This window comes from Mycobacterium sp. 236(2023), assembly GCF_029623955.1.
Taxonomy (GTDB): Bacteria; Actinomycetota; Actinomycetes; order Mycobacteriales; family Mycobacteriaceae; genus Mycobacterium.
The window spans coordinates 20,892-47,359 of record NZ_JARSBP010000003.1 but is presented as its reverse complement, the minus strand read 5'-3'; the positions used below and the strand labels follow the sequence as shown (position 1 = coordinate 47,359).

Below are 26,468 nucleotides of genomic sequence, written 5' to 3'. Positions count from 1 at the left end.
CCGCGGACGTCAACTTCTGGTGAGTCCGCGGGTCGCCGGTCCTTCGAGCAGCGCCCCGTCCGGCGCGAACCGCGAGCCGTGCAACGGGCACTCCCATGCCTGGTCCGAATCGTTCCACTCCACGATTCCGCCGAGGTGAGGACAGACAGGTGAGACCGTGTTCTCTTCCCCGCCCACCACACTGGTGGCACGCAGGCGCCACGGCTTTCCGCTGACGACACCGTGCCCCTCCGACGGTGGCGATGGCGGGGATGCCAGCGGCGCGACCCAGCCCTTCGCCAGACGCAGGCCGACCTTGGCGTTGGCCTGCAGCATGGTCGATAACCCGCTCAGCTCGTGTGGGCTCCAGCTGGCGAAGGCCGCCGCCCAGTCCATTCGCCCGCCGAGGATGCGCGCCGACAGTGCCAGCGCCGCGGCCACCCCGTTGGTCATTCCCCACTTGTCGAAACCTGTTGCGACAAGGATGCTTTCCAGCCGCGGGAGGAGCGGGCCGACGTAGGGCACCTCGTCTGCGGGGTGATAGTCCTGAGCCGACCAGTAATGCGTCTGAACTGCGCCCGGGTAATGCAGCGTCGCCCAGTGGGCGAGCTCCTCGACGGCACGTCCGGGGTTGTCGCTGCGTCCGACGGGATGCCCGGCCCCGCCCACGATCAACTTGTTCCCCGACGGAGTCGGCGCGTACCGCACCGAGCGGGTGGGCGAATCCACCGACAGGAACATCGCGGTGGTGATGTCTCCGGGCACGTCAAATGCCAAGCAGTAGGACCGTTTCGCCTCCAGCCGGGCGAAGAAGAGGCCACGGTCCAGAATGGGCGTACCGGTGGCCAGCACACACGTGCGGGCGGTGATCGTGAAATGTTCGTCGCGGCTGTCGTCAGCCGGGGCCGTCATGCGCAGTCGCACCTTGACGGGATCGACTCCGTCGACCGTGGTCGCCCGGACACCTTGTAACACCGTGCCGCCGTGCGCCTCCAGTTCGGCGGCCAAGCTGCTGAGCAGCGGAAGGGGATCGATCTGAGCCTGATCGCGAACTCTGACGGCGCCGCGCAACGGGAACGGGACGTCCGCCTCGTCGATCCAGTCAGCCTCCACACGCGCTTCCCGGCAAGCCGCCAAAACCTCTCGGGCCGTGTCGATTCCACCGGGACTCTGTGCGTATGCGTGGTCATCCTCGCGTTGCACGCTCAGCCCGTGATCTTCGCAGTATCGGATCAACCAGTCGCGGCCTTCCTCGTTGCCCGCGACGTAGTCGCGAAGGAGTTCGGCGCCATGCTTGCCTGCGATGCGCGCAAGCTTTCCGCCCTGCAGGACAGTGGCCTTGCCGGTGGTGTTCCCGGTCGCACACGCACCGATATGACGCGCCTCGACGACGACGACCTTCTTCCCCGCGCGTGCCAGGAGCGTGGCGGTCGTCAATCCCGTGATACCGGCGCCGACGACCACGACGTCGGCCTCGGTCACCGCCGCGACCTCCTCTGGGCGCGAAGCGATTTCAGTACGGCCGTCGGCCCATAACGAGGACATGCCGCGCCGAATACCCTGGGGCGGCCGCGACAAACGCAGCTCACTGCGTTTGTCTGTCAGGAAACAGGGCAGTCGTTCGCATGACCATTTCGGAACTCGCGACCCTTCCCTTCCGGGCCGGAGCATCCCTTCGCGACAAGCGGTTCTTCCATCCGGCCGGTGTCCTGTGCGGCGGGACGGTGCGGCGCACCGCCGCGGACGGGGATGGCCTGCCACTCGTCGCCGGTGATGTCGTGGGTCGCATCTCCAAAGGTGTCGGAACCCCAGGATCAGCCCCGGATTTCGCGGGCCTTGCGTGGCGGATGTCCAGAGATGCGGACGGAGAGCGACGGTGGGACGTCCTGACGGTCTCCTCCGCAATGCGCGCCGCGCTTCTCCCTGCCGCTTCATGGCAGTCCGCGACGTTCTCGACGTTGATGCCCCTGGGATACCGCGGTGGTGTGTTCTGGTTGCGGGCTCAGATGATCACCCCATTGCCCGACGGCAAGCTGTCGCTCGACGTGATCGGTGACCGACTGGAGCAGGGCTCCATCGAGTTCGCGGTCGCGCAGGCGCGCGGAACGGGGCGGTTCACCGACCTCGCCACGGTGACGTTCGACCGCGAGTTGCGCGGCGATGAACCGGGTTGCGACGAACCCTTCGATCCGACGGTCCACAGCGGCACCGCCGTGTCTCTGCTGCCGCGGTGGCTCACCACGCTGCGTCGATCTGCCTACCGCAACAGCCGGGAGGGTCGAGGAGCGGAGTAAGCCCACGATCCCGATGCTCCATTTCTGGAATGTGGGGGCCGTACTATGCCGCCATGAGCCTTCGGATCGCAGCACTCGGCCTCCTCTCCGAAGGACCTGCGAGCGGGTATGACCTGCTCAAGCATTTCGAGAAGTAGATGGCCAACGTCTGGCCGGCGACGCAGAGCCAGCTGTATTCCGAGCTGAACAAGCTGTCCGACGGCGGATTGATCGAGGTCCGCGCGATCGGGCCGCGGGGCCGCAAGGAGTACCAGATCACCGACGCCGGCCGTGCCGAGCTGGTGCGATGGGTGACCAGCCCGCAGGACGATCCGCCGTTCCGCAGTGCGGCCCTGCTCCGGGTTTTCCTCCTCGGCCTGATCCCCGCCGACGAGGCTCGGACGCATCTGGAAGCCCTGGCCGACCATTCGGACGCCGAAATCCGCCGTCTTACCGAACTGCGCGAATCCCTGACTTGCGGACAGTTCGTCAGCCCCTCCGACGAGGCCTTCTTCGGTTTGACGGCGCTCGAATACGGGCTGCGGCTCAATGCGATGCAGGCGCAATGGGCCCGTTCTGTGGTCGACCAGATGGATGCTTCCCCCGGCTGATCCGGAATAGAACGTTGCATCACGATAGTTTCCGATATATCGTTGGCATATCGTCAACACATCGGAAGCGCAGATGGTGCTTCCTGTCAGCAAAGGACACAAACACAATGAACACCCCATTCACACCCCCGGAAAATCCCTTCGAGGGACGCGGTTTCGGATTCGGCTTCAGCCCCGAGGACCGCAGAACACTTCACGAACAGCGCAGGCAGGCCCGTCGCGAGTTCCGTGACCACGTCCGCGAACACCGCGGCGACGCCGGCTTCGGACCGGGCTTCGGCCCCGGTTTCGGGTTCGGCCCAGGTGGTCCCGGGCGCGGCTTCGGGTTCGGTCCCGGCGGTCGCCGCGGCGGTCCCCGTGGTGGCGGACGAGGCCGACGCGGCGACGTGCGGGCCGCGATCCTCAAGCTCCTGGTGGACCGGCCCATGCACGGCTACGAGATGATCCAGGAGATCAACGAGCGCAGCCAGCAGCTGTGGAAGCCCAGCCCCGGCTCGGTATACCCGACACTGCAACTGCTCGTCGACGAAGGACTGCTCGTCTCGACCGAGGCCGAAGGCAGCAAGAAGCTCTTCGAGCTGACCGAGGAGGGCCGCGCGGCGGCCGACAAGATCGAGACGGCGCCGTGGGACGCAATAGCTGCCGACCTGAAAGATGAAGCTCCCGGCGCCCTGGGCCTGCGCAATGCCGTCGGTCAGCTGATGGGCGCCGTGGCACAGTCCGCGCACGCGGCGACCGATGAGCAGCAGCAGCGCATCGTCGACATCGTGAACAACGCCCGTCGCGAGATTTATCACGTTCTCGGAGAGAACTGATTTGCCCCGTTTATCGGAGGACTGACGCTCTCCCCTTTCGGCGCGGTTTCTTCTCTGACACAGGAAGAAACCGCGCCGAATCCGTGTAAGCACGAAGTATGGAAACCTTTTCGCTCGGTTCGTACACCGTCGGCCGCGTCGGCTTCGGCGCCATGCAACTACCTGGGCCCGGCGTCTTCGGGCCGCCCCGTGATCACGACCAGGCCATCGCAGTGCTCAAACGCGTTATCGAATTGGGTATCAACCACATCGACACGTCGCAGTTCTATGGACCGAACGTCGCCAACGAACTGATCCGCGAAGCGCTCCACCCCTACCCGGCCGACCTGGCGCTGGTCAGCAAGGTGGGCGGCAAGCGAGACGATCAGGGCAACTGGCTGGCCGCCCAGCAGCCCGACGAGTTACGCGCGGGCATCGAGGAGAATCTCGCGACGCTGGAGACCGACAAGCTGGCCGCGGTGAACCTGCGGGTGTTCGCCGGTGACGACCCCAGCGCACCCGCCGCAGTCGACCGCGAGTTGTTCGACGCTCAGCTGTCGACGATGATCGCCGCTCGTGACGAGGGTCTCATCGACGGAATCGGCCTCAGTAGCATCAGCGTCGATCATCTGCGAATCGCGTTGGACCGCACTGACATCGTGTGTGTGCAGAACGCGTACAACATCGTCGACAGGACGTCGCAGCCCGTGTTGGATCTGTGCGCCGAGAACGGCATCGCGTTCGTGCCGTTCTTCCCGCTCGGTTCGGGATTCGTGCCGGACAACCCGGTGCTCAACCACCCCGCGGTGCTCAAGGAGGCCGAGAAGTTGGGCCGTACGCCGGCGCAGATCGTGCTGGCGTGGACGCTGTCCGTCGCCCCCAACGTGCTGCTGATCCCGGGTACGTCGTCGGTGGCACATCTTGAGGAGAACACCGCCGTCCGCGACATCGTCCTCGACGAAGAGACCAAACAGGCTCTCGCCTAAGCGATTTCGGCACCTTCCGGCTCAACGAGCCGGAAGGTGCCGCCGGTAGAAGTCGGCAAGCCGGTCGACAGCTTGATCGACGTACTGGGGAACGTCGTACATGTCGTAATGCCCGGCACCCTCGACGATCATCAGATCGATGGGATTCGGCGCCAGCCCCCAGAGCCTCATTCCCGCCTCATAGGATCGAGTGACCCCCTTACGGCCGGCGATGATGACCTGCAACGGTTGGGTGAGCAGCTCCTCGACGAGATGAAAGGCGTCGTAGCCCAACAGCATTGAATCACTGCGCGCAAGACGGCGATTGGTCGAGCGCCGGTGCGCCCCGCGCGGTGTCCGGTAGTAGCCGATTGCCTGCATGTTGTCGATGTCGGTGACCCCGGCAGCTGCTGCCTCATCGAGGGTGTCCGGCAACCAGTTGAGGCGGTCCAGTTCGCCGGTTTGATTCTCACGAATCCGCTCATCGGCGAGGCGGTCCAGCGCAGCGGCGGCGCCCTCAGGGGCGAATGCTGCGGAACGCCAGCTTGCACCCATGTTGCCGGCGACCACGGTGCCCACCGCCCGGATTCTGTGGTCGGTGCGCGCGGTATACACCGCGTACCCGCCGCCCGCGCAGATGCCAAGTACACCAATGCGGTTCATGTCGACGCCGGGTACAGCCGCGAGGGCGTCGATAGCGTAGGAGATGTCCTCGCCACGCCGATAGGGGTCTTCGAGGTCCCGCGGCTCACCGCCACTTTCACCCTGGTGTGCTGGATCGAAAACGAGAGCCCCGACTCCGCGGGCAGCCAGTCGTGACGCATAGTTCGCGCCGATCTGCTCTTTCACGCTGCTACCAGGGGTCGACAGCACCACCACGGGGAAGGACTGATTCTCAGCCACGTTGTCGGGACGGTAGAACACCGCCGCGAGGTCGAACGGTCCGCGCGGAATGTTCACCGGTGTCGTCGTCAAAGTTCCGATGGCCTTTCGATGGACGGTACCGGGGTAAACCTCGGTACCTGCTGATCCATTCCGGGCAGGGTCAGCCCTGGGATTTCGGCGTGCGCCGTCGCGCTCAGCGCAACCCAGCACGCCGAAATCACACGTCAGAGCGGTCGCGATTATCGGTTTCGGGGCCGCGGCCAATAAAATCGCCTGATCATGACAGATACCACCGTCACCGCCGAGGCGCGTCGCCGCAGGACGTTCGCCGTGATCAGCCACCCCGACGCCGGCAAGTCCACCCTCACCGAGGCTCTCGTGCTGCACGCCAAGGCGATCACCGAGGCCGGCGCCATCCACGGCAAGTCGGGCCGCCGGTCCACCGTCTCAGACTGGATGGAGATGGAGAAGGCGCGCGGCATCTCGATCACGTCGACAGCTCTGCAATTCCCGTATACGACGCACAGCGGCGACATCTGCATCATCAACCTCCTCGACACCCCGGGCCACGCGGACTTCTCCGAGGACACCTATCGGGTGCTCACCGCCGTCGATTCCGCCGTGATGCTCATCGACGCCGCCAAGGGTCTGGAGCCGCAGACGCTGAAGCTGTTCCAGGTCTGCCGCCACCGCCGCATCCCGATCATCACCGTGATCAACAAGTGGGACCGGCCGGGCCGCCACGCTCTCGAGCTGATGGACGAGATCCAGTCGGAGATCGGCCTGCGCCCGACCCCGCTGACATGGCCGGTCGGCATCGCCGGTGACTTCAAGGGTGTCCTGGACCGCCGGACCGGCAAGTTCATCCGCTTCACCCGCACCGCCGGCGGCGCGACCGCCGCCCCCGAGGAGCACATCGATCCGTCCCGCGCGCACGACGCCGCCGGCATCGACTGGGACACCGCTGTCGAGGAGTCCGAACTGCTGGAGGCCGACGGCGCCGACTTCGACGAGGAGACGTTCCTCGATTGCACGTCGACTCCGGTGTTGTTTACGTCGGCGGCGCTGAACTTCGGCGTCAACCAGTTGCTCGATGTCCTCGCCCAGTTGGCCCCGTCGCCGAGCGGACAGGTAGACATCGACGGACACCGCCGCGAGGCCGCTGATCCGTTCAGTGCCTTCGTCTTCAAGGTGCAGGCGGGCATGGATTCCGCCCATCGGGACCGGATCGCCTACGCCCGCGTGTGCTCGGGCACGTTCGAGCGCGGTGACGTCCTCACCCACGCCGCGACGGGCAAGCCGTTCGTCACCAAGTATGCGCAGTCGGTGTTCGGCCGGGAACGGTCGACGCTGGACACCGCCTGGCCGGGCGACGTCATCGGCCTCGCCAACGCCGCAGCGTTGCGTCCCGGTGACACGCTGTATCAGGACGTCGCCGTGAAATACCCGCCCATTCCCAGCTTCTCGCCCGAACACTTCTCTGTGGCCCGCGGCAAGGACCCGAGCAAGCACAAGCAGTTCCGCAAGGGTATCGAGCAACTCGACCAGGAGGGCGTCGTCCAGGTGCTGAAGTCGGACCGGCGCGGTGACCAGGCACCAGTCCTGGCGGCCGTCGGGCCGATGCAGTTCGAGGTGGCCAGTCACCGGATGGCCGCCGAGTTCAGTGCAGCGATTTCGCTTGAGCCACTTCCCTATACGGTGGCACGCATCTGTGACCCCGAGGACGCCGAGGTGCTCGCCAAGCTGGCGTCGGTGGAGGTGTTCACCCGCACCGACGGCGTCATGCTCGCGGTGTTCTCGACGAAGTGGCGCCTGGAGAACGTGGCACGGGAGAACCCCGACATTGAGTTGCGGTCCCTGGTCGCGGCCGGGAGCAACTAGTTCCTGCTAGCACCACCTCGGAAGTGCCGGTAGCGGCGACGCACGCGACCCCCTCGTCGCGAAAGCATTGACGCATCGACAACCCGAGAGGAATCAGCGATGCGTACCGATGTCCGAGAAGATCTGGTGCTTTCCCATGCGGTGGCGACCGCCGATGTTCAGGCCCCGTTCGACCACGTCGACATTGCCGAATGGTTGAAAACGCTTCCCACACATGAGTATCAGCGGTGCGCCCCCGGCGACCACAAGGCCGCGGGGTACACCGTCGACGACGACGGAACACCGATGTCGATCAACGTCGAGATGATCGGGACGGGTCTGGTGGTGCAGCAGTACCGTTTCGAGACCGCCGAAGCCCACTACTGCCGGATGGTGTCGCTCTCCGATGTGTTGACACCACACGGGTGGACCACCACGCAGGTCGTCTGGGAACTGCAGATGGAACAGATCGACGGAGATCACTGCCGCTATACCAACACGGTGACGTCGCACCCTACGACGCATTTCCTGCAGTTCATTGCCGACCACGGCCAGACATTCGCCGAAGCCGCTGAGGCACGGCAGGATTCGTCAGGCCGTCACTGCCGCGTCGAGACGCCGTTGTATGCGCAGAGCATCGCGCGGTGGGCCCAGGCCCGCCACATGATCTCGGCGTAGTTTGTCACGCAGAGGTTGACAGACCGCACCGAAATCAGTCGACGTCGACCCAGTCCAGGGTGCGCTGCACGGCCTTCTGCCAGCCGGCGTATCCGTCCGCGCGCTGTTCATCGGACCATTGCGGAGACCACCGCTTGTCCTCCTGCCAGTTGGCACGCAGATCGTCGGCGCCGGACCAGAATCCGACCGCCAGGCCGGCGGCGTAGGCAGCGCCCAGGGCCGTCGTTTCCGCCACCACCGGCTTGACGACGTCGACACCGATTACGTCGGCCTGGATCTGCATGCACAGATCGTTGGCGGTGATGCCGCCGTCGACCTTCAGAACCTCAAGGTGCACACCGGAATCGGCGGCCATCGCGTCGACGACATCGCGGCTCTGGTAACAAATCGCCTCCAACGTCGCCCGCGCGACATGCGCGTTGGTGTTGAACCGCGACAAGCCGACGATGGCCCCGCGGGCATCTGAACGCCAGTACGGTGCGAACAGCCCCGAAAAGGCGGGGACGAAGTAGACGCCGCCGTTGTCCTGGACCTGCCGCGCCAGAGCCTCGCTCTGCGACGCACCACTGATGATCCCCAACTGGTCACGCAGCCACTGCACTGCCGATCCGGTCACCGCGATCGAACCCTCCAGGGCATAAACGGGTTTCGCATCACCGAACTGGTAACAGACCGTCGTCAGCAGTCCGTTGTCGGACCGAACGATGTTTTCGCCGGTGTTGAGCAGCAGGAAATTACCTGTGCCGTAGGTGTTCTTGGCCTCGCCAGCCTCCAGGCACACCTGCCCCACCATCGCCGCCTGCTGATCGCCGAGGATGCCGGTGATCGGCAGTTCCCCGTCGGCAGTGACGCCGAACGGCTCCGGCGTCGACGACGGTCGGATCTGGGGCAGCATCTGGCGCGGAATGCCGAAGAACCCCAACAGTTCGTCGTCCCAGTCAAGCGTCTCCAGGTCCATCAGCATCGTGCGGCTGGCGTTGGTGACATCGGTGGCGTGCACGCCGCCGCGTGCGCCTCCGGTCAGATTCCACAGCACCCACGAGTCCGTCGTGCCAAAGATGGCGTCGCCCTTCTCGGCGTCCTCGCGCAGCCCGTCGACGTTCTCCAGCAGCCACTGCAGCTTGCCGCCGGAGAAGTAGGTAGCCGGCGGCAGGCCCGCTTTCTGCCGGATAACGTCACCGCGGCCGTCGCGGTCCAGCGCCGATGCGATGCGGTCGGTACGGGTGTCCTGCCAGACGATCGCGTTGTAGTACGGCCGCCCGGTCTTCTTGTTCCACACCAGCGATGTCTCGCGCTGGTTGGTGATGCCGAGCGCGGCGAGGTCGCCCACGGAGAGCTTGGTGGTGTTCAGCGCGGTCGCCAGCACCGATCCGGTGCGCTCCCAGATCTCGACGGGGTTGTGCTCCACCCAGCCGGCCTTGGGCAGGATCTGTTCGTGTTCGAGCTGGTGGCGGCCCACTTCGGCGCCGTCGTGGTCGAAGATCATGCACCGCGTGCTGGTGGTGCCCTGGTCGATTGCAGCGACGAAGTCGGCCATTGCTCCATGATGGACTACGTGGCTCGGGGTCACGTTAGAGTTCGCTCAGGCGCGACGGGAAAGGTGCCGATCATCAACACTTGTGCGTACAGAGTGGTCGGCGTTGCCGCCACACTCGGGGCCGCAGCCCTCTCGCTGGCCGGAATGGCCCACGCCCAGCCCGGTCCCATCGCCCCACCGTTGGACCCACAAGTGCAGTGCGAGTCGCCCGAGTTCGGTGGCGTCTTCGTTCCCGTGACAGCAACGCATTCCGAGTGTCAGTACATCGTCGCGGGCAACTTCTATTACGACAACTACGACGACGGCGTGTACTCGGGCACGCTCGTGTATCGCGACGGCGGGAAGGTTCCGACGAAGCGGCCGCAGATGCCGGAGACGTTCACCATGCCCGGTGGTGTCCCCCTTCTGGTGCCGTTCGCGGGGGCGCAGTGAAATCCGCTGCCCCCGACACCGACATCTCGACGATGCCGCGCGGCGGGCCTGACGCCTCCTGCCTGGACCGGCTGTTGCAGACGGATCGACAGGAGTACCTCGACCGCGATGATGTCGACGACCGCGTGAAGGCGGGCGTGGTCAAAGCGCTGGACTGGACCGGCGAAGTGTTCGGCAACCACGAGAAATTCGCGAAGATCGTGCTCGACGAGGTGGCCGACGTGCCAGACCCGAAGATCTTGGAATTGGGCGCCGGCCACGGTGCACTGTCCCGAAAACTACTGGACTGGCACCCGACCGCGCGTCTGACGGTCACCGACGTCGAACCCGCGTCGGTCGCGGCCATCGCGGCAGGCGATCTCGGCACGCACCCGCGGGCCGCAGTCCGGGAGATGGACGCGACGTCGCTGGACGCTGCGGATGGCGAGTTCGCGGTGGCGGTGTTCGTGTTGTCGTTCCATCACCTGCCACCCGAGGCCGCCGCCCAGGTCATCGCCGAAGGCACCCGCGTCGCCGACAAGTTGATCATCGTCGACCTGCCGCGCCCACCCGCGCCGCTGCATCTGCTGCGGTTGGCCACGATGCTGCCGTGGGCGCCGTTAGTGCCGTTCGTCCACGACGGTGTCATCAGCTCTCTGCGCGCCTACAGCCCGTCGGCGCTGCGAGCGCTGGCGGCGCATGCCGACCCGTCGATCGAGATCGAATTGCGGGGCGGGTTGTTCAGTCCGCAGGTGGCGGTGGCCTCGCGCCGATAGGCTCGGGTTGTGGGCGAGGAGCTTAAGCAGGCCGAGTTCAGCCGGGCGCACCGCCGCGAGTACCGCCGCAAAGTGCAGCTCTGCCTCGACGTGTTCGAAACGATGTTGTCGCAGTCAAGCTTCGATTTCGAGAAACCGCTGACCGGTATGGAGATCGAGTGCAATCTCGTCGACTCCGCCTATCAGCCGGCGATGAACAATTCGGAGGTCCTGGAGTCGATCGCCGACCCGGCCTACCAGACCGAACTCGGCGCCTACAACATCGAATTCAACGTGCCGCCGCGTCGGCTGCCGGGCCGGGCCGCGCTGGAACTCGAGGACGAGGTGCGGGCGAGCCTCAACGCGGCGGAGTCGAAGGCCAACGCCGACGGCTCGCACATCGTGATGGTCGGGATCCTGCCGACCCTGATGCCGGAGCATCTCACGGGAAGCTGGATGAGCGAGTCCATCCGGTACCAGGCGCTCAACGACTCGATCTTCACCGCCCGCGGCGAGGACATCATGATCGACATCTCGGGCCCCGAACGGCTGAGCCTGCAGACCGCCTCGATTGCTCCCGAATCCGCTTGTACCAGCATGCAACTGCACCTGCAGGTGTCACCGGCCGACTTCGCCAACAATTGGAACGCCGCCCAGGTGATCGCCGGCCCGCAGTTGGCCTTGGGCGCGAATTCACCCTTCTTCTACGGTCACCAGTTGTGGGCCGAGACGCGCATCGAGCTGTTCGCCCAGGCCACCGACACCCGGCCCGACGAGCTCAAAACCCAGGGCGTGCGGCCGCGCGTCTGGTTCGGGGAACGCTGGATCACGTCGATCTTCGACCTGTTCGAGGAGAACGTGCGGTACTTCCCGTCGCTGCTACCGGAGCTCTCCGATGAGGATCCGGTGGCCGAACTGGCGGCGGGCCGTACACCGAAGCTGTCGGAGCTGCGCCTGCACAACGGCACGATCTACCGCTGGAACCGGCCGGTGTATGACATCGTCGACGGCCGGCCGCACCTGCGCGTCGAGAACCGGGTGCTGCCCGCGGGGCCGACGGTCGTCGACATGATGGCCAACTCGGCGTTCTACTACGGGGTGTTGCGGTCGCTGTCCGAGGAGGACCGTCCGCTCTGGACGAAGATGAGTTTCGCTGCCGCAGAAGCGAATTTCGTGGCGGCAGCGCGCGACGGGATGGATGCGCGGCTCTACTGGCCCGGCCTGGGTGAGGTGACGCCCGACGAACTGATCCTGCGCCAGCTGCTTCCGCTGGCCGATGAGGGGCTGCGCCGCTGGGAGGTGTCCGCCGACGTGCGTGACCGCTACCTCGGAGTCATCGAGGGCCGCGCGAAGACGGGCCGCAACGGGGCGACGTGGCAGTCCGCGGCGGTGACGGCACTGCAGGGTCGCGGCCTGAGCAGGCCGGAGGCGCTCGCCGAGATGCTGCGGCTGTACTGCGAACGCATGCACTCCAACGAACCCGTGCACACCTGGGATCTGCCTGGCTGATCCGGGGGCCGCCGAGTAGCGACCCCCGGAATCATCTGTGCTGAAAGGCTTTACAAACTACTAGTCCGCGTCGCCTCCAGTCCCGCCGTCGGAACCGTCGCTGCCGGACTGGCCGCCGATGCCGCCGGCTCCGCCGGTGCCACCTGAGCCGTTGGTGTTGGTGTCACCGCCGGCGGACACAGCTCCCGGACCGCCATCGCCGCCACCGCCGGCGATCAACCCGCCGCGCCCACCGTTGCCGCCGTCGCCACCGATTGCAGAAGGCCCGCCGTCGGTGTCGGCGTCACCACCCGACCCGCCGGTGCCGCCCTCGCCGAGAAGATCGCCGCCCCGCCCGCCTGCGCCACCGGCGCCTCCGGTCGAGGTCCCGCCGTCGCCGTCGGCGGGATCGAACCGGTTACTGCCGGCCGAGCTCGCAGCGCCGCCGTTGCCGCCTGCGCCGCCGGCCTGCGATCCCGCACCACTGCCGCCCGCGCCGCCGTTTCCGCCGGTGGCATCACCTTCGTCGGTAGCGGTGAATCCGCCGTCCCCGCCTCGACCGCCGGCACCGCTGGAGGATGCGCCTCCGTCCCCGCCGTCGCCGCTGATTCCGTTGGCGCCGTTGCCAAACGCGTTGTTTGCGTTGCCGCCCTTGCCGCCGGATCCGCCGGGCGCCCCGCGACCGCCGTCGCCACCGTCGCCCGCGGTAGCCGTCATCGATCCGTCGCCGTCGGACGACGCGCCGCCACCGTCGCCTCCGCTGCCGCCTGTCCCCGTAGAGGCCCGGCCGCCGGCCCCACCGTTTCCGGCGGTGGCGTTGCCGTTGGCTGAATCCGCGAAGCCACCGATGCCTCCGTTGCCTCCATTACCAGCCATCGCTCCGCCGCGGCCGCCGGCACCGCCCGCTCCGGCGGTGGCATCGTTGGCGCCGGCGACGTCGGAGTCGAGAGAGTTGCGGTCGTCGCCGCCGTTGCCGCCATCGCCGGCGTCTCCGAAGAGGAATCCGGCATTACCGCCGGCGCCACCCGCGGTCGCTGCAACCCGCTGCCCCGCGGCGTTGGTGAATGCCGCGACTCCGGCGCCACCCGTGCCGCCGTTGCCGAAGAAGAAGCCGCCATTACCGCCCGCACCTCCGAAGGCTCCGTTGCCGCCGCTGCCACCGAGCAGCCCGCCGTTTTGTCCGGCGCAGTTCGCGGTGCAATCGGGGTCGAGATCCAGCGCATCGAGCCCGTCGCCATACAGCCAGCCACCGGGACCGATCATGGGTCGCATGGCTGCCGAAGGAGCGAGCGCAGTCGTCGAACGAGCCGAACTGTCGGAGGCCGACGAATGATTCGAACCGTTCAGTCCGAACAGCCACAGGTTCGGCTCCGCCGAATCTTGCTGAAGTGGCGTTCCAGTGGACGTCAGTTGTACCTCCGTGCTGCCCAGGGCGGGTTCATCCGTAGGGGACAGCGCGACCAGGACGCCGACACCCACCAATGCCGCTCCCGAAACACTTGTTGCCAGGTAGTGGATGACTGGCGCGCGCGATGCGCGATTGCGGTGTGTGGACATGGACGAACCCTCCGAAAGTAGTGCCGGCTGCCATTGACGACCCGGGTCCCTGACGAGACGAGGCGAACGTAACCCTCCGCTTCCCTGTATTTTCAGAAAACTCATTATGATCTTGAAGCAAACGCAAAGCGTAATTTATTACAGGAAATATGACGCGTAATAATTACAGGAATTACAACACCGAAAAGTCATTTTTTGGCTCTGGGACGAGTCGAGAAGCCAGCTGGACGGCGGCGTCTGGTGGTGAAAGGACCTGTAAATATGATCCTTCCGCTTCCGACAGTCACGGCTCTACGCATGTCCGCGATGTGGAATGTGAGAGATTTCTCGTCTCGACGTGGTCAGTGTTCGAAAGGGAACCAGTATGCGTGCGCGCGTTCAGCAAAAGATTGTGTGGTCGTGAAGCTAATTTACGCGCGCTTTCCGAAATGGCACGAAGCCGGGCTGGCTGGCCCTTGACCTTGCCGCCGCGCTAACTTCTAGCGTGGACGCCATGAGTTGGTCCATCCAGAATGTGGCTCGGTTGTCCGGCGTGACAGCACGCACGCTGCGGTACTACGACGAGGTCGGGCTGCTGCCTCCGGCTGGGGTCGGCGGGAATGGTCACCGCTTCTACGAGCAGGAGCAGTTGCTGCGGCTTCAGCAGATATTGCTGCTCCGTGAGCTCGGGCTGGATCTCGCCACTGTCGCCGACATCGTCGACGCCGCGATCGACCCGGCCGAGGCACTCGAAGGTCACCATCGCCGCCTGCTCACGGAACGGCAACGGCTCGATGACCTCGTCTCAACTGTCGCAGCCACCATTCGCCATGTGAACGAGGGCTCAGATATGCCTGCACAGAACATCTTTGACGGAATCACTCCCGACCGCGCCAACTTTCTCGCGAGCTTGCCGAAGAAGCGCGCTGCTGCCGGAGTGTTGTTCACCGACCAACGCGGCCACGTTCTGCTGGTCGCACCGACCTATCGCCCCCACTGGTTGTTGCCGGGTTCGGTCGCGAACCGCGACGAATCGCCACAGGCGGCAAGCACGCGTGCCGTTCGACGCGAACTCGGATTGGGCATCGAGCCAGGTCGCCTGCTGGTCGTCGACTGGGTGGGGCCGAGTTCGGGTCGGATCGAGGGTCTGCTCTTCGTCTACGAGGGCCCCGCCCTCTCACCCGAGCAGGTGGAATCGATCGAGCTACCGCCCGAGGAACTGAGCGAATGGCAGTGGTGCAGCCCGGAGGAAGTGGCGGAGCGAATGCCCGCCCACATGGGGAGGCGGACCCTGGCTGCGTTGCAAGCACGGACCGACGGGGTGACGCGGTATCTGGAGAACGGCATCGCAGGGTGATGCCGGCTGCACGTTCAGCTCGCGTACGTTGGCGTCCATGACCGATGTGATGGATTGGGACAGCGCCTACTCCGGAACTGGCCACTTCGACGGGCCACCGCCGTGGAATATCGGCGAACCGCAACCCGAGCTCGCAGGCTTGTGGCGCGACGGCAGATTTCGTAGCGAAGTTCTCGACGCGGGCTGCGGGCACGCCGAACTGTCGCTGGCGTTGGCCGCCGACGGGTACACCGTCACGGGCATCGACATCAGCCCGACCGCCGTCGCCGCCGCCACCGCGGCCGCTGTCGAACGGGGACTCTCCGAACGTGCATCCTTCGTCGCGGCCGACATCACCGCCCTCACCGGTCTCGACAACCGCTTCTCCACGATCGCCGACAGCACGTTGTTCCACTCCATGCCCGTCGAATCGCGCGATGCCTATCTGCAGGCAGTCCACCGGGCGGCCGCACCGGGTGCGGGCTTCTTCGTGCTGGTCTTCGCCAAGGGCGCGTTCCCTCCGGAGATGCAGGAGGGACCGAACATGGTCTCTGAAATCGAACTGAGGGAAGCGGTTTCGCAGTACTGGGCGATCGACGACATCCGGCCCGCGCTGATCCATTCGAACGTGCCGAAGGTTGCGGGAATGCCACCGCCGCCGCTGGAGCTCCTCGACGACAAGGGCCGGATGCGCATGCAGGCCTTCTTACTCAGCGCGCACAAGGCTGCCTGACTCCAGCCCTGGAGCCCGAGGTCGCGCCGAAATCCGTGGTCGACAGCCCGCCGGGCGAGTGTTGAAACGGAACTCGCCGATCGGGCAGTCACCGACCCACCCACTCGGTCCCCACATCGCACCCGATCGATGGGCGCACCGTCCCCCTCTGCGCCAATAGCGTTGCCAGGTATGGACGCCGCTGTGCTCAACCCCCTCGCACCGGCACCGCGCGGCGCTTGGAGTGGGCGTGGTGTCCGTGTGACACGGCGGCGCGGGTTGCACCGTAGGCATACCGACAAGGACGCAGTCTGCACAACGCGTTTCTGCGCGCAGCGCATCGGCAGCCTGTTGACCGTCGAGCACAACCTGACGCCCGACGAGTTGTGCGACGAGCTGGCGGTGGTGCTCGCCGAGCAGCTCGTCGATACCGGTGCTCTGCGTGGACAAACCGAATTCGAGCTGGTATTCACCGGCATCATCCGCTCCACCGTCGACGGCGGTCTTCCGGCATGGTTGCGGTTCTACCGCAACTCGCTGAGCAAGCTGGAGTCAGGAAGCACCCCGTTCGCTCCGATCCACACATGGGCAGCAGGGCAGATACAGGGGCACCGGGTGCTCGACCTGGGGTCGTGCTTCGGGTTCTTCCCATTGAGGTTGGCACGCCGGGGAATCCACGTCGTGGCAACCGATCTCAACGGGTCGACGATGCACCTGCTGAAGAAGGTCAGCACCGAGTTACGCAGACCGCTCACGACAATGACGTGCGACGCCACCGACGTCCCGCTAACCGACCGCAGCGCCGACACCGTGACGGCCCTGCATCTGATCGAGCACTTGGAGTCCGACGCTATCGAAGCCGTCCTCGACGAGGCGGTCCGGCTAGCCCGCCGCCGGGTGGTCGTCGCCGTGCCGTTCGAAGAAACCCCGCGCGAATGCTACGGCCACATACAGCGATTCGATCTCAGCGTGCTGCAGCGCTTGGCCCAGGCGGTGGCCCGTCGCCACTCCGGAATCTCTGCCCGCACCTATGAGTTCCACGGCGGCTGGCTCATTCTCGACCGCTGACGTACCGTCCACCGCGAGCGCGCGTGTCTGCACAGCGGCATGCCGCACAGCCTGGCATCCACCGCGCGCTCGTCCGCCGTGAGCGCGCGCACATGCCCACCAGCGCCGGCGCGTCGGCGCGCAGACGCGCGCGCTCGCGGTGCAAAGATCCCTAGATCAGACCGCGCTTACTCGCCGCGTAAACCGCCTCGGCGCGCCTGCTCACCTCGAGCTTGCGCATGATGTTGCTGACATGGAATTTCGCCGTCGTGGCCGAGATGTAGAGCTTCTCGCCGATCTTGTTGTTGGACAAGCCCGCTGCCAGCAAGCGCAGCACCTCGACCTCGCGATCGGTGAGCTGCTGACGCGGTTCGGCCCGGCCGGACAGCGACCGCACCACCGCGGCCGCACTGCGGGAATCGAACGCGCTCTCACCCGCAGATATCGCCCGGATCGCGCGCACCAACTCTGTGGTGTCGACGTCTTTGACCACATACCCACGCGCACCGGCATGGACCGCGCGCACCACCAGGTCTTCGTCCAGGAATGTCGTCAGGATGAGCAATCCCAGGCTCGGATACGCCTCGGACAGCTTGGCGCACAACGTCAATCCCTCGAACTCCGAGCCGGCTGACAGCTTCAGGTCCAGCAGCACCACGTCGGGGTCGGTGGCCCGCACGATCGTCTCGGCCTCGCTCTCCGAGGCTGCCTCCCCGACGACGATCAGGTCGTCTGCGCGCTCGAGCACGGAACGCAATCCCTGCCGCAGGATCGCATGGTCGTCGACGAGGACGAGCCTGATGGGTTTCATGTGATCACACCTTCCGGCCGTGGAATGCGGGCGACCACACGCACCCCGCCGATGCGGGCCTTGTAGACGTCGAAAGTTCCGCCGTGCTCGCGGGCGCGCGCCTGCATGTTGGCCAGTCCGCGATGGTGTCCGTCGACGTCGGTGGCTTCCGCAAGCCTCAGCATCAAACGCAGCTTCGCGGGGTCGCCGATGCCATCGTCGGAGATCGACAGGCTCACGGCGTCGTCCCGGTAGGAGAGCCGCACCAGCGCGCGAGTTGCGTTGCCGTGCATCGCCGTATTGAACAGGGCTTCACCGGCGATCCGCAGGAGCGCGTGTTCGACGTCGCTGGGCAACTCCGCGGCGCCGCCGTCGACACGCAGGGTGACCCGAAGGTCGTCCGGCATGTGCACCGTCGCCAACTGGTCGAGCATCTCCGCCAGACTGGACCGACATGCGTCACCGGGCTGATTGAGCGCATAGATCGCCGAGCGCAACTGCTCGGTCGCCGACCGTGTCAGATTCTTGGCGAGATCGAGTCGACCGACCAGCTCGCCTGCGCCGGCCTGACCGTCGATCTCGCTGCGGCACACCTCGATCTGCATGCCTGCCGACAGCACGGTCTGCGCGACGCTGTCGTGCAGCTCGCGAGCGATGCGGTGCCGCTCGGAGTTCAGCACCTGATGCCGTTGTGCCGCACCGAGTTCCCGCTGAGTCGCCAGCAGTTCGGCGTTTCGCGCTTCGGAATGGGCAAGCAGTGTCACAGATTTGGTGAACAACGCCGAATTCTGGAGAGCCACGGCGGTCTGGCTGGCAAGGATCCGCATCACGACGCCGTCGGTGGCGTCCAGCGTGCGGCGCGCAGGAGTCCACGCGGCGAACGCCCCGATCACCTCACCGTCGAGTTCGATCGGCACGTGCGCATGGTGCTTCTCGATCACCGACTCCCGGAACTGAGCGAGTTGCCCACGCAGAATGTCGTTGAGCCGATTGAGCACCGCATCGGGCAGTGACTGACCGGGATCCTTTGCCCCCGAGAGTCCCTCGAACGCGTATGCCACCCCCGCCGAGTCCAGAATGAGGTGTCGCACGCTGGCTTCGGGCAGCGCTCCGTCGGCCAGCGCGAGAACCACCCAGTCCGCGTCAAGGTTCGCGCGCGCTGCTTCGGCGACGGCGCGCACCAGGTTCTCCGGGCCTTCGATCGTCTGGACCAACGCCCGCGAGATGGTGTCCAGCGCGGCGACGACGCGATCCAATCTCTTTGCAGTGACCCGTAATTCTGAATAGAAGCGTCCCTTGCCGGTACGCAGTCCGGTCAGTGTGGCCAGGTCGGGCGAACGGGCGTCGGCCGCGGTCACATCGCCGCCTTAAACAGCGCCAGCATCTGCGCCTCGTCGGCCTCACGCGGGTTGGTGCTCATGCACGCGTCCTGCAGCGCGGTCTTGGCCAGGATAGGCAGGTTCTCGTCACGCACACCGAGTTCCGCCAATCCGCGAGGGACACCGACGTCGCGGGCCAACCGGTCGATGCGGTCGGCGAGCGCGTGCGCGGCTTCGGCTGCGGGTGCACCCGGATCGGCTACCCCGAGGCATACGGCGATCTCACGGTAGGGCTCCGGGTCGGCATCGGCGTTGAACCGGATCACGTGCGGCAGCAACACCCCGTTGATGACTCCATGCGGCAGGTCGAGGAGACCGCCGACCTGATGGCTCATCGCATGCGCTGCACCCAGGATCGCGTTGGTGAACGCCAGCCCCGCCTCCAGTGCAGCCTGCGCCATCAGCACGCGGGCGGGCATCTCGTCGGGGCGCTCGATGGTCGTTACCAGGTTGTCGGTGACCATCTGGACGGCACGCAACGCATGGTGATCGGTGAGTTGGTTGTGACCGAGCGATACGAACGCCTCGATGCCGTGCGTCAGCGCATCGAGACCTGTTGCCGCACTGAGCCATTGCGGCATCGTTGTCAGCAGGCGCGGATCGATGACGGTGATGTCGGGAACCAGCGCGCGGCCGAGGATCGTGATCTTGGTGTTGCGGGTCGTGTCGGTGACGATGCAGAACTGGGAGACGTCGGCACCGGTGCCGGACGTCGACGGCACGACGACGAGCGGCGGGATCGGCATCTGCGCTTTGTCGACGCCCTCGTAGTCGAGGATGTCGCCCCCGTTGGCGGCCAGGATGGCCACACCTTTGGCGGCGTCGATAACCGAGCCGCCGCCGACGGCCACGATGACGTCGCAACCGTGCTCGGCATACGTTTCGAACCCGGCGGCGATCTCGTGATCCTTCGGGTTCGGTGTGAGGCCGCTCCATACCCGACCCTGCACGCCCTGATCGACGAGGTGTTTGACCATCTCATCGGACCAGCCTGCCTCGATCAGGCCGGGGTCGGTGACGAGCATGGGGCGCAGCGCACCGAGCCGCACCGCGGCGTGGGCGGCCTCGACCATGGAGTCGATGCCGAACACGATTTCGGGGGCGTGGAATTTCAGCAACCGCGGCCCCAGTGAAACCGCTGCTGAGGGTGCCCCTGAATCCACTGCCTCGCCCTGCCTACGCTTCGACAACACTGTCCGCTCCAGCGTACGACCGTTGTCGCCGCACGCGACCCACTAGCGCCCGACCAGTTCGGTCGCGTATTCGTGCGCCGCCCTCTCCAGCCCGGTGAGATCCCGGACCACCCGCACCCGGTCGCAGTACTCGGCGTAGGACGGCAGGTCGCAGCTGCCCAATCCCCAAGAGAAGCGAGGTTCCGGCGTGAGCCAGACCGTCTCCCGCGCGCGCCGAGTGATCTCCTCGAACGCCGCCACATTGGCCGGTTTGCCGTTATTGCGGCCGTCGCCGAGCACCAGCACCGTCGTACGGCGAGTGACCGCTGAGGAATGCTCGGCCAGGAACTCGGCGAACACGCTGCCGTAGTCGGAGTTGGCCGCCACGTCGAGGACGTCGCCGCCGAAGATCAACCCGAGTGCCTTCTCGCTCGGGTGGTCGCGGAACAGTTCGGTCGTCTCGGCGACGCCGGCGACGAACACGAACGACCGAACCTGGGTGAACAGGTCCTGCAGACCGTGCACAACGTTGAGGGTGAACCGGGATGTGGCGCGGACGGAGAGACTCACGTCGGCGAGCACCACGAGGCGGGGCCGGTCCTCGGCACGGCGCACCGTGACGGGCACGAACGGAATGCCGTCGAAGCGCATGTTGCGACGCATCGTCTGGCCGGGATCCACCCGGCCCGCGGCGGCGGTGCGACGGCGGTGGGTCAGCGCCCCATGCAACGTCCGTGACAGCCTCCGCAGGGAGTCTTCGAGCTCGGCGCGTTCATGCTCGCCGATCCGGTCGATGCGGGCCTCACGCTGCTCACGGGACTCGGCGATCTTGCTCTCCAGGGCCAGGAGCGCCTCGAGATGGCGCTTCAGCGCCTGCGGCAGATTCTCCAGCACGCCGGCCAACCGCTGACGTAGCACGGCAGCATCGGATTCGTCACCGTCGGAGGAGAATTCGTCCTCCAACCAGCCGAGGAGCGCGTCCTGCTCGGCGATCGTCAGCTCGGCGTCGACGGGGGTCCCACCGGACGTCGCCAGATCACCCGCCATACCCGCGCCACTGAGCCGGTCGGTCGACAGCTGGATCCGATACGAGTCGTCGGCGCCGGTGCGGCTGTCTTTGGAGAACGCGATCTCGTCGGTCAGCGCAGCGAGGTCGATCTTGTTGGCCTCCTGATGCAGGTTGTAGCGCTGTGCCAGGTCCTCCTGTCTGAAGTAATCACGAATACTCGACGGCTTGCCGTGCTCGTGCCCCTGCTCCGGTGTCTCGCTGGGCTCTTCGGACAGCGTGAACGATTCCAACTCCCCGGAGTCGACGAGGTCGTCGTGCGCATGGGTGTGCCCGTGACCGTTTTGCTCGCCTCCGACACGCACGAGAGCGAAGAAGGCGTCGAAGATTTCGTCGAAGATCGGTTCGTCACGCTGGTCTTTGACCAGTGCGACCCGCAATGCGGTGCGCAGGACAGCCCGGGAGCACAAGACACCGGGCTGCCCGGCGCACCGCATCGCGTCGAGCGCCTCAGGAATCGAGACGCGCACACCGCCGAGGCGGAGCAGCCTGACGAACCGATGCAGGGTCGCCTCCATGGCTACAGCGCCCTGCGCCGGCCCAGTGTCGCCGTCGTCGACCCCTGCCCGGCTTTCTTCGGAGTGCCGTAGTACCCGTCGGTGAAACGCCCCGGCCGGTCCTTCGCGGCACGCACCGCGGGTCCGTCATCACCGTGGTCGTGATCGTGGTCATGGCTGTGCCCGTGATCATGGCCGTGTCCGTGTCCGGGTGAATGACCGAGTGACGGAGGCACTTTCGCATTCGGATCCATAAGACGAGGCAGCGTTTCCAGCGCCTTGCGCACATCCTTGTCGTACTTGACGACCACCGAAACGGTGTCGGAAAGCACCTGGGCGTTGAGCTCGTCGACACCGAGAACAGCCAGCGTACGTGCCCAGTCGATGGTCTCCGAGATACTGGGCGCCTTGCGCAGTTCCAGTTCCCGCAGTCCGCGGACGATGTCGACGAGCTGCGCCGCCAACGCATCCGACAAGCCCGTGTTCTTGGACCGCACGATCTCCAGCTCGCGTTCGGCGGCCGGGTAATCCAGGAACAGGTGCAGGCACCGGCGTTTCAACGCGGCAGCCAGATCACGAGTGTTGTTCGACGTGAGGATCACATACGGGGCGTGTCTGGCGCGGAACGTACCGATCTCCGGCACCGAAACCTGGTACTCACCAAGGAGTTCCAGAAGCACCGCTTCCAGTGCCTCGTCAGCCCGGTCGATCTCGTCGACGAGCAGCACCACCGGCTCCTCGGAGCGAACAGCTTCCAGCAGCGGGCGCGGTGCCAGGAATTTATCGGAGAAGAAGACGCTCTCCTGAGCCCCGATGCGCTCGACAGCATCCCCGAGATCAGCAGCGTCGGAAACGATCTGGCCGATCTTCTCCTTCAGGATCTGCGTGTAGAGCAGCTGCTTGCCGTAGTCCCACTCGTAGAGCGCCTTGGTCTCGTCCTGACCTTCGTAGCACTGGAGTCGCAACAGTCGCCGACGACTGGCTGCCGCAAGCGCTTTCGCCAGCTCCGTCTTCCCGACCCCGGCCGGCCCCTCGATCAGGAGGGGCTTGTCCAGCCGGGTCTGCAGGAAAACCGTGGTCGCCAGACGCTCGTCAGCGATGTAGCCCTCGTCGGCGAGCGCCTCGCGTACCGCGTCCACAGAGGGAAACATCAGGGCAGCAGTTCGTCGAGGTTGCCGTTCATGCAGTGCTCCACGACCGGACGAACCGTGTCGAAGGTGCACTCCTTGGCGTTGCCGGGGGTGCAGGCGTCGCCGAGGACATGGTTGGTGATGCGGTCCACGTCGGCCTTGTCGCCCAAGATGGCCGGCGCATTCTTGTAGAACTCGGTGGGCCCTTGGCCGAGGCGGTTCTTCGAGTAACTGTCCTGCTTGACGTCGACGAAACGCTCGATGATGTTGACGTCGCGCAGCAGCCGGATCGCCGCTCCGAGGGCGGCGTCGGCGGCCTGCACATCGGTCATGCCGTAGGTGTCCACGCCCATCGCCTCGGCGATGTCGGCGAAGCGCTTGTACGCGACAGGCATGTTGAACGCCCACACGCGAGGCAGCGCGATCGCATTGTTGAGGCCGTGGTGCGTGTCGTAGAACGCGGACACCGCGTGCGAAATGGAGTGGATGATGCCGAGGCCACCGGAATTGAAGGCCTGGGCGGCGATGTACTGCGCGTACATCATCCCTTCGCGGCCCTTGAGATCTGTTCCGTTCCAGGTGGCTTCGCGCAGATTCTCGGCGGTCAGCTTGATCGCGCGGATCGCGTTGCCCAATGACGGCTCGAAGTTCAGCCGCGACACGTAGGGCTCGGACGCGTGCGCGAGGACGTCGAATCCGCACTGTGCGGTGTAGTCGACGGGGCATTCGTAGTACAGCACCGGGTCGTCGACGGCCAGTGTCGCCACCGAGGCGTCGTCGAACGCGACGTACTTGTGCGGGTTGTCGGGGTCGGTCGTGGTGTCGGTGATGACGTAGGCCCACGAGGTCTCCGAGCCGGTGCCTGCCGTCGTCGAGATCGCGATGTGCGGGGGGTTCTTGGGGTTCTCGCTCTTGTTGAAGCCCTCGAAGTCGTTGACATTGCGGCCGTCGTGCGCGATGGAGATGCGGGCGCCCTTGCAGGCGTCGTGGGTGGAGCCGCCGCCGATGGAGATGAAGCTGTCGCATTCGTTTTCCTGGTAGAGCTTCACCGAGTCCATGACGTTGTAGTCCTTGGGATTGGACTCGACCTTGTCGTATACGACAACCTCCAAGCCGTGCCACTTCAGCGACTCGGCCATGTTGTGGACGATGTCGGTGCCACGCAGACCCGAGCTCATCAGCAGCACGCGCTTGAAGCCCATCTTGAGGGCTTCGGGCCCAACCATCTCGTGGGCGCCCGGGCCCATCATGGCGCGCGGGAACGGATGAAACTCCTTGATGGGGAAGGGCTTGAGGAGGTCTTCGACCTTCATGGCTGGTCCTCTCTGGCGATGCAGCACGTGTCGGCCACCAAAGTAGGCACGCAACTGTGAGCCAAGGAACAGGTGGAGAGCAAGACCGAATTGTCGGGCAGCGCAAGTGCGCTCGACCGGGCAGGAACCTACCTACCCGGTTGGAGAGGTACCGGAGCGCGCGGGCTGCTTCGGCTCCCGGGCCTCTCGGCCGTCGGAGTCATCGTCGTCGTCGAGCATCGTGGCTTCGTCGAAGGGCCGGTCCCCGTCGAGAACCTCGTTGAGCCGCTTGCTGTCCACGGTGTCCGTCCACGACCCGACCAGGACCGTCGCGACGGCGTTGCCGGAGAAATTGGTCAGTGCGCGGGCCTCGGACATGAACCGGTCGATACCGACGATGATGCCGACGCCGTCGAGCAGTTCGGGGCGGTGGCTCTGCAATCCCGCGGCCAGCGTGGCAAGGCCGGCGCCGCTGACGCCCGCGGCGCCCTTGGACGCGATGATCATGAATGCCAGCAGACCGATCTGTTCCCCGATGGACAGCGGATCGCCGAGTGCGTCGGCGATGAACAGTGAGGCCATCGTCAGATAGATGGCGGTGCCGTCGAGGTTGAACGAGTATCCCGTCGGGACGACGATGCCGACCGTCGCCGGTTTCACGCCGGCGTGTTCCATCTTCGCGATCAGCCGCGGCAGCGCCGATTCCGACGACGAGGTCGCCACGATCAGCAGGTATTCGCGAGCCAGGTAACGGGCCAGCTTGAAGATCGAGACCCGCGCGACCACCCACAGCAGCGCACCCAGCACGCCGAAGATGAAGATGACACACGTGATGTAGAAGGCCGCCATCAGGACGCCGAGCTGGATGACCGCATCAAAACCGGTGTCGCCCACCACTTCCGCAATGGCTCCGAACGCGCCGATCGGCGCCAGCCACAGGATGCCGATCAGGATCTTGAACACCAGCTTCTGGACCTTCTCGATGCCGTTCAACATCGACTCTCCCTTGGCCCCCATCGATTGGATGCCGAAGCCGACGAGGAGCGCGACGAACAGCGCCTGCAGCACGTTTCCTTCGGTCAGCGCCGAGAACAGCGACGTCGGGATGATGTCGGCGATGAAGTCCATTGTGCCGCCTGCAGATTCGGCATCGCCGGCGAGCTCGGCACCCTTGCCCGGATCGCTGCTGACATTCAGCCCGGTTCCGGGGCTGATCAGGGTGCCGACGACGAGGCCGATCGCCAGCGCGACGGTCGACATGATGAGGAAGTAGGCGATGGCGAGCCCACCCACCTTGCCGACCGACGCGGCAGCGCGCACCTTGCCGATGCCGAGTACCACGGTGCAGAAGATGACCGGGACGATCATCATCTTGATCAACTTGACGAACAGCTCGCCGAGGATGCCGAGCGATGCCGCGGTCTCGGGCGCCAGGAGACCGACGACGATGCCGGCGACGACCGCGACGATGACCAGGATGTAGAGCCAGTGTGTGCGGTCCCGCTTTTTCGCGGGCTTCTTGTCGGACTCGTCGTCGTCGGTCTTGGCGGCAGTCATCGGGCAGTCCCTCCACGTGTGGTGGAGGGGGAGTAACCCGAAGTGCGCTCCATCACACCCAGTGCTTGACCTGGTCCGACAGGAGTGCTTTGATCCGAACAACGTTCGAAACCGAACAGCGTTCGAAAGGGTGTCGTGGCACCGAGAACTCGCAAGGCCTCGTCCGTGCTCCCCTACGGCGCTCTGGACCGCGAACACCTGGTCAAACACCTGCTCGAGCTGGCTCGTCGGGTCGGGGTGGCGAACGTGACGATGCGCGCGCTGGCGACCGAGGCGGGCACGTCAGCCTCATCGGTGTACTACCACGTCAAAGACAAAGCGGCGCTGCTCGAGCTGCTGGCCGAATCGGTGCTGGGCGGGATCACCATCCCCTCCGACGGCGAGTGGGAGCAGCGGATCGCCGAACTCCACACCAACGCATGGCGCGCGTTGGTCGAAGTCCCCGGCATCGCCGCCCTGCTTCAACAGCGTCCGCTCGCAGGGGCAGCCGGCGCGATGGACACGGCCGCGAAAACCATCATGGCCGAATCCGGCTGGTCCGCCGAGGATCTCGACGCCGCCCACGTCGTCCTCTATATCCACCTGCTCGGGTCCGTGCAGCTGGAACACCATTTGAACGGCACCGGCTCCGATGCGGCGCACGACCGCTTCCTGCAGGGTCTACGCGTCATCCTGACCGGGCTGCGCACCTGTCGTCCGTCCACGGCCTGAGAAGGAG

General features: G+C 65.8%; 23 protein-coding genes and 1 pseudogene. 13 read left to right on the top strand and 11 right to left on the bottom strand.

The annotated features are described in order from the left end of the window. Window positions 1-9: 9 nt before the first annotated feature. A complete protein-coding gene (locus tag P9A17_RS11320) occupies window positions 10-1,524 on the bottom strand; it encodes an FAD-dependent oxidoreductase (protein WP_278038740.1) in 1,515 nt (504 codons plus the stop codon). 80 nt (window positions 1,525-1,604) lie between these two features. Between P9A17_RS11320 and P9A17_RS11315 the strand changes: the two genes are divergently transcribed. The 4 genes and pseudogenes from P9A17_RS11315 (at window position 1,605) to P9A17_RS11300 (ending at window position 4,643) form a co-directional block, all read left to right on the top strand. Further along, the gene (locus tag P9A17_RS11315; RefSeq protein ID WP_278038739.1) at window positions 1,605-2,273 is read left to right on the top strand and encodes a phosphodiesterase; all 669 of its coding nucleotides are present in this window, start codon (window positions 1,605-1,607) and stop codon (window positions 2,271-2,273) included. A 53-nt stretch (window positions 2,274-2,326) separates the two neighbouring features. Continuing rightward, window positions 2,327-2,863 (top strand): annotated as a pseudogene (locus P9A17_RS11310) (PadR family transcriptional regulator). A 107-nt stretch (window positions 2,864-2,970) separates the two neighbouring features. Further along, window positions 2,971-3,678, top strand: coding sequence for a PadR family transcriptional regulator (locus tag P9A17_RS11305; protein WP_278038738.1), 708 nt, complete (start codon window positions 2,971-2,973; stop codon window positions 3,676-3,678). A 98-nt stretch (window positions 3,679-3,776) separates the two neighbouring features. Beyond that, window positions 3,777-4,643 (top strand): oxidoreductase, encoded by an 867-nt coding sequence (locus P9A17_RS11300; RefSeq protein WP_278038737.1) that lies wholly within the window; start codon window positions 3,777-3,779, stop codon window positions 4,641-4,643. A 21-nt stretch (window positions 4,644-4,664) separates the two neighbouring features. Here P9A17_RS11300 and P9A17_RS11295 read toward each other — a convergent pair whose 3' ends face one another. After that, entirely contained in the window at window positions 4,665-5,582 is a 918-nt protein-coding gene (locus P9A17_RS11295) for an alpha/beta hydrolase (protein ID WP_278038736.1), read from the bottom strand. 204 nt (window positions 5,583-5,786) lie between these two features. Here P9A17_RS11295 and P9A17_RS11290 point away from each other — a divergent pair, with 204 nt between their 5' ends. Then, entirely contained in the window at window positions 5,787-7,388 is a 1,602-nt protein-coding gene (locus tag P9A17_RS11290; RefSeq protein ID WP_278038735.1) for a peptide chain release factor 3, read from the top strand. A 99-nt stretch (window positions 7,389-7,487) separates the two neighbouring features. Next, window positions 7,488-8,045: a hypothetical protein gene (locus P9A17_RS11285; protein WP_278038734.1), complete on the top strand. Its 558-nt coding sequence runs from the start codon at window positions 7,488-7,490 to the stop codon at window positions 8,043-8,045. A gap of 34 nt (window positions 8,046-8,079) precedes the next feature. Here the strand turns inward: P9A17_RS11285 and glpK are convergent, their stop codons facing one another. Beyond that, on the bottom strand, window positions 8,080-9,582 hold the full coding sequence (gene glpK / locus P9A17_RS11280) for a glycerol kinase GlpK (RefSeq protein WP_278038733.1): 1,503 nt from the start codon (window positions 9,580-9,582) through the stop codon (window positions 8,080-8,082). A gap of 93 nt (window positions 9,583-9,675) precedes the next feature. On the opposite strand from glpK, the gene P9A17_RS11275 reads away from it, so the two are divergent. From P9A17_RS11275 to P9A17_RS11265, 3 genes are read left to right on the top strand one after another with little or no spacing between them, the layout of a single operon-like run. Continuing rightward, window positions 9,676-10,014, top strand: a complete 339-nt coding sequence (locus P9A17_RS11275; protein WP_278038732.1) for a hypothetical protein — start codon at window positions 9,676-9,678, stop codon at window positions 10,012-10,014. A gap of 32 nt (window positions 10,015-10,046) precedes the next feature. Beyond that, window positions 10,047-10,769: a class I SAM-dependent methyltransferase gene (locus P9A17_RS11270; RefSeq protein ID WP_278039814.1), complete on the top strand. Its 723-nt coding sequence runs from the start codon at window positions 10,047-10,049 to the stop codon at window positions 10,767-10,769. Between the two features lie 9 nt (window positions 10,770-10,778). Next, window positions 10,779-12,257 (top strand): glutamate--cysteine ligase, encoded by a 1,479-nt coding sequence (locus P9A17_RS11265; RefSeq protein WP_278038731.1) that lies wholly within the window; start codon window positions 10,779-10,781, stop codon window positions 12,255-12,257. 60 nt (window positions 12,258-12,317) lie between these two features. Here P9A17_RS11265 and P9A17_RS11260 read toward each other — a convergent pair whose 3' ends face one another. Further along, entirely contained in the window at window positions 12,318-13,793 is a 1,476-nt protein-coding gene (locus P9A17_RS11260; protein WP_278038730.1) for a hypothetical protein, read from the bottom strand. Between the two features lie 493 nt (window positions 13,794-14,286). On the opposite strand from P9A17_RS11260, the gene P9A17_RS11255 reads away from it, so the two are divergent. The 3 genes from P9A17_RS11255 (at window position 14,287) to mftM (ending at window position 16,888) form a co-directional block, all read left to right on the top strand. Next, entirely contained in the window at window positions 14,287-15,129 is an 843-nt protein-coding gene (locus P9A17_RS11255; RefSeq protein ID WP_278038729.1) for a MerR family transcriptional regulator, read from the top strand. Window positions 15,130-15,166: 37 nt separating this feature from the next. After that, on the top strand, window positions 15,167-15,841 hold the full coding sequence (locus P9A17_RS11250; protein WP_278038728.1) for a class I SAM-dependent methyltransferase: 675 nt from the start codon (window positions 15,167-15,169) through the stop codon (window positions 15,839-15,841). Window positions 15,842-15,970: 129 nt separating this feature from the next. Beyond that, complete coding sequence (gene mftM / locus P9A17_RS11245; protein WP_347403839.1) at window positions 15,971-16,888, top strand: mycofactocin oligosaccharide methyltransferase MftM; 918 nt, start codon at window positions 15,971-15,973, stop codon at window positions 16,886-16,888. Between the two features lie 151 nt (window positions 16,889-17,039). Here the strand turns inward: mftM and P9A17_RS11240 are convergent, their stop codons facing one another. The 7 genes from P9A17_RS11240 to P9A17_RS11210 all read right to left on the bottom strand — a co-directional run bounded on the left by P9A17_RS11240 (window position 17,040) and on the right by P9A17_RS11210 (window position 25,750). Further along, on the bottom strand, window positions 17,040-17,678 hold the full coding sequence (locus tag P9A17_RS11240; protein WP_278038726.1) for a response regulator transcription factor: 639 nt from the start codon (window positions 17,676-17,678) through the stop codon (window positions 17,040-17,042). Then, complete coding sequence (locus P9A17_RS11235; RefSeq protein ID WP_278038725.1) at window positions 17,675-19,015, bottom strand: histidine kinase; 1,341 nt, start codon at window positions 19,013-19,015, stop codon at window positions 17,675-17,677. The genes P9A17_RS11240 and P9A17_RS11235 overlap by 4 nt, the downstream gene beginning before the upstream one ends. Next, window positions 19,012-20,199: an iron-containing alcohol dehydrogenase gene (locus P9A17_RS11230; RefSeq protein ID WP_278038724.1), complete on the bottom strand. Its 1,188-nt coding sequence runs from the start codon at window positions 20,197-20,199 to the stop codon at window positions 19,012-19,014. The genes P9A17_RS11235 and P9A17_RS11230 overlap by 4 nt, the downstream gene beginning before the upstream one ends. A 72-nt stretch (window positions 20,200-20,271) precedes the next feature. Continuing rightward, a complete protein-coding gene (locus P9A17_RS11225) occupies window positions 20,272-21,792 on the bottom strand; it encodes a VWA domain-containing protein (protein ID WP_278038723.1) in 1,521 nt (506 codons plus the stop codon). 2 nt (window positions 21,793-21,794) lie between these two features. Beyond that, complete coding sequence (locus P9A17_RS11220; RefSeq protein WP_278038722.1) at window positions 21,795-22,922, bottom strand: MoxR family ATPase; 1,128 nt, start codon at window positions 22,920-22,922, stop codon at window positions 21,795-21,797. Next, window positions 22,922-24,214 carry an NDMA-dependent methanol dehydrogenase gene (gene mdo, locus P9A17_RS11215; protein ID WP_278038721.1) on the bottom strand — a complete coding sequence of 431 codons (1,293 nt, stop codon included), beginning with the start codon at window positions 24,212-24,214 and terminating at the stop codon, window positions 22,922-22,924. The genes P9A17_RS11220 and mdo overlap by 1 nt, the downstream gene beginning before the upstream one ends. Before the next feature lie 132 nt (window positions 24,215-24,346). After that, entirely contained in the window at window positions 24,347-25,750 is a 1,404-nt protein-coding gene (locus P9A17_RS11210; RefSeq protein WP_278038720.1) for a cation:dicarboxylase symporter family transporter, read from the bottom strand. A gap of 135 nt (window positions 25,751-25,885) precedes the next feature. Here P9A17_RS11210 and P9A17_RS11205 point away from each other — a divergent pair, with 135 nt between their 5' ends. After that, window positions 25,886-26,461, top strand: a complete 576-nt coding sequence (locus P9A17_RS11205) for a TetR/AcrR family transcriptional regulator (protein WP_278038719.1) — start codon at window positions 25,886-25,888, stop codon at window positions 26,459-26,461. Window positions 26,462-26,468 lie beyond the last annotated feature (7 nt).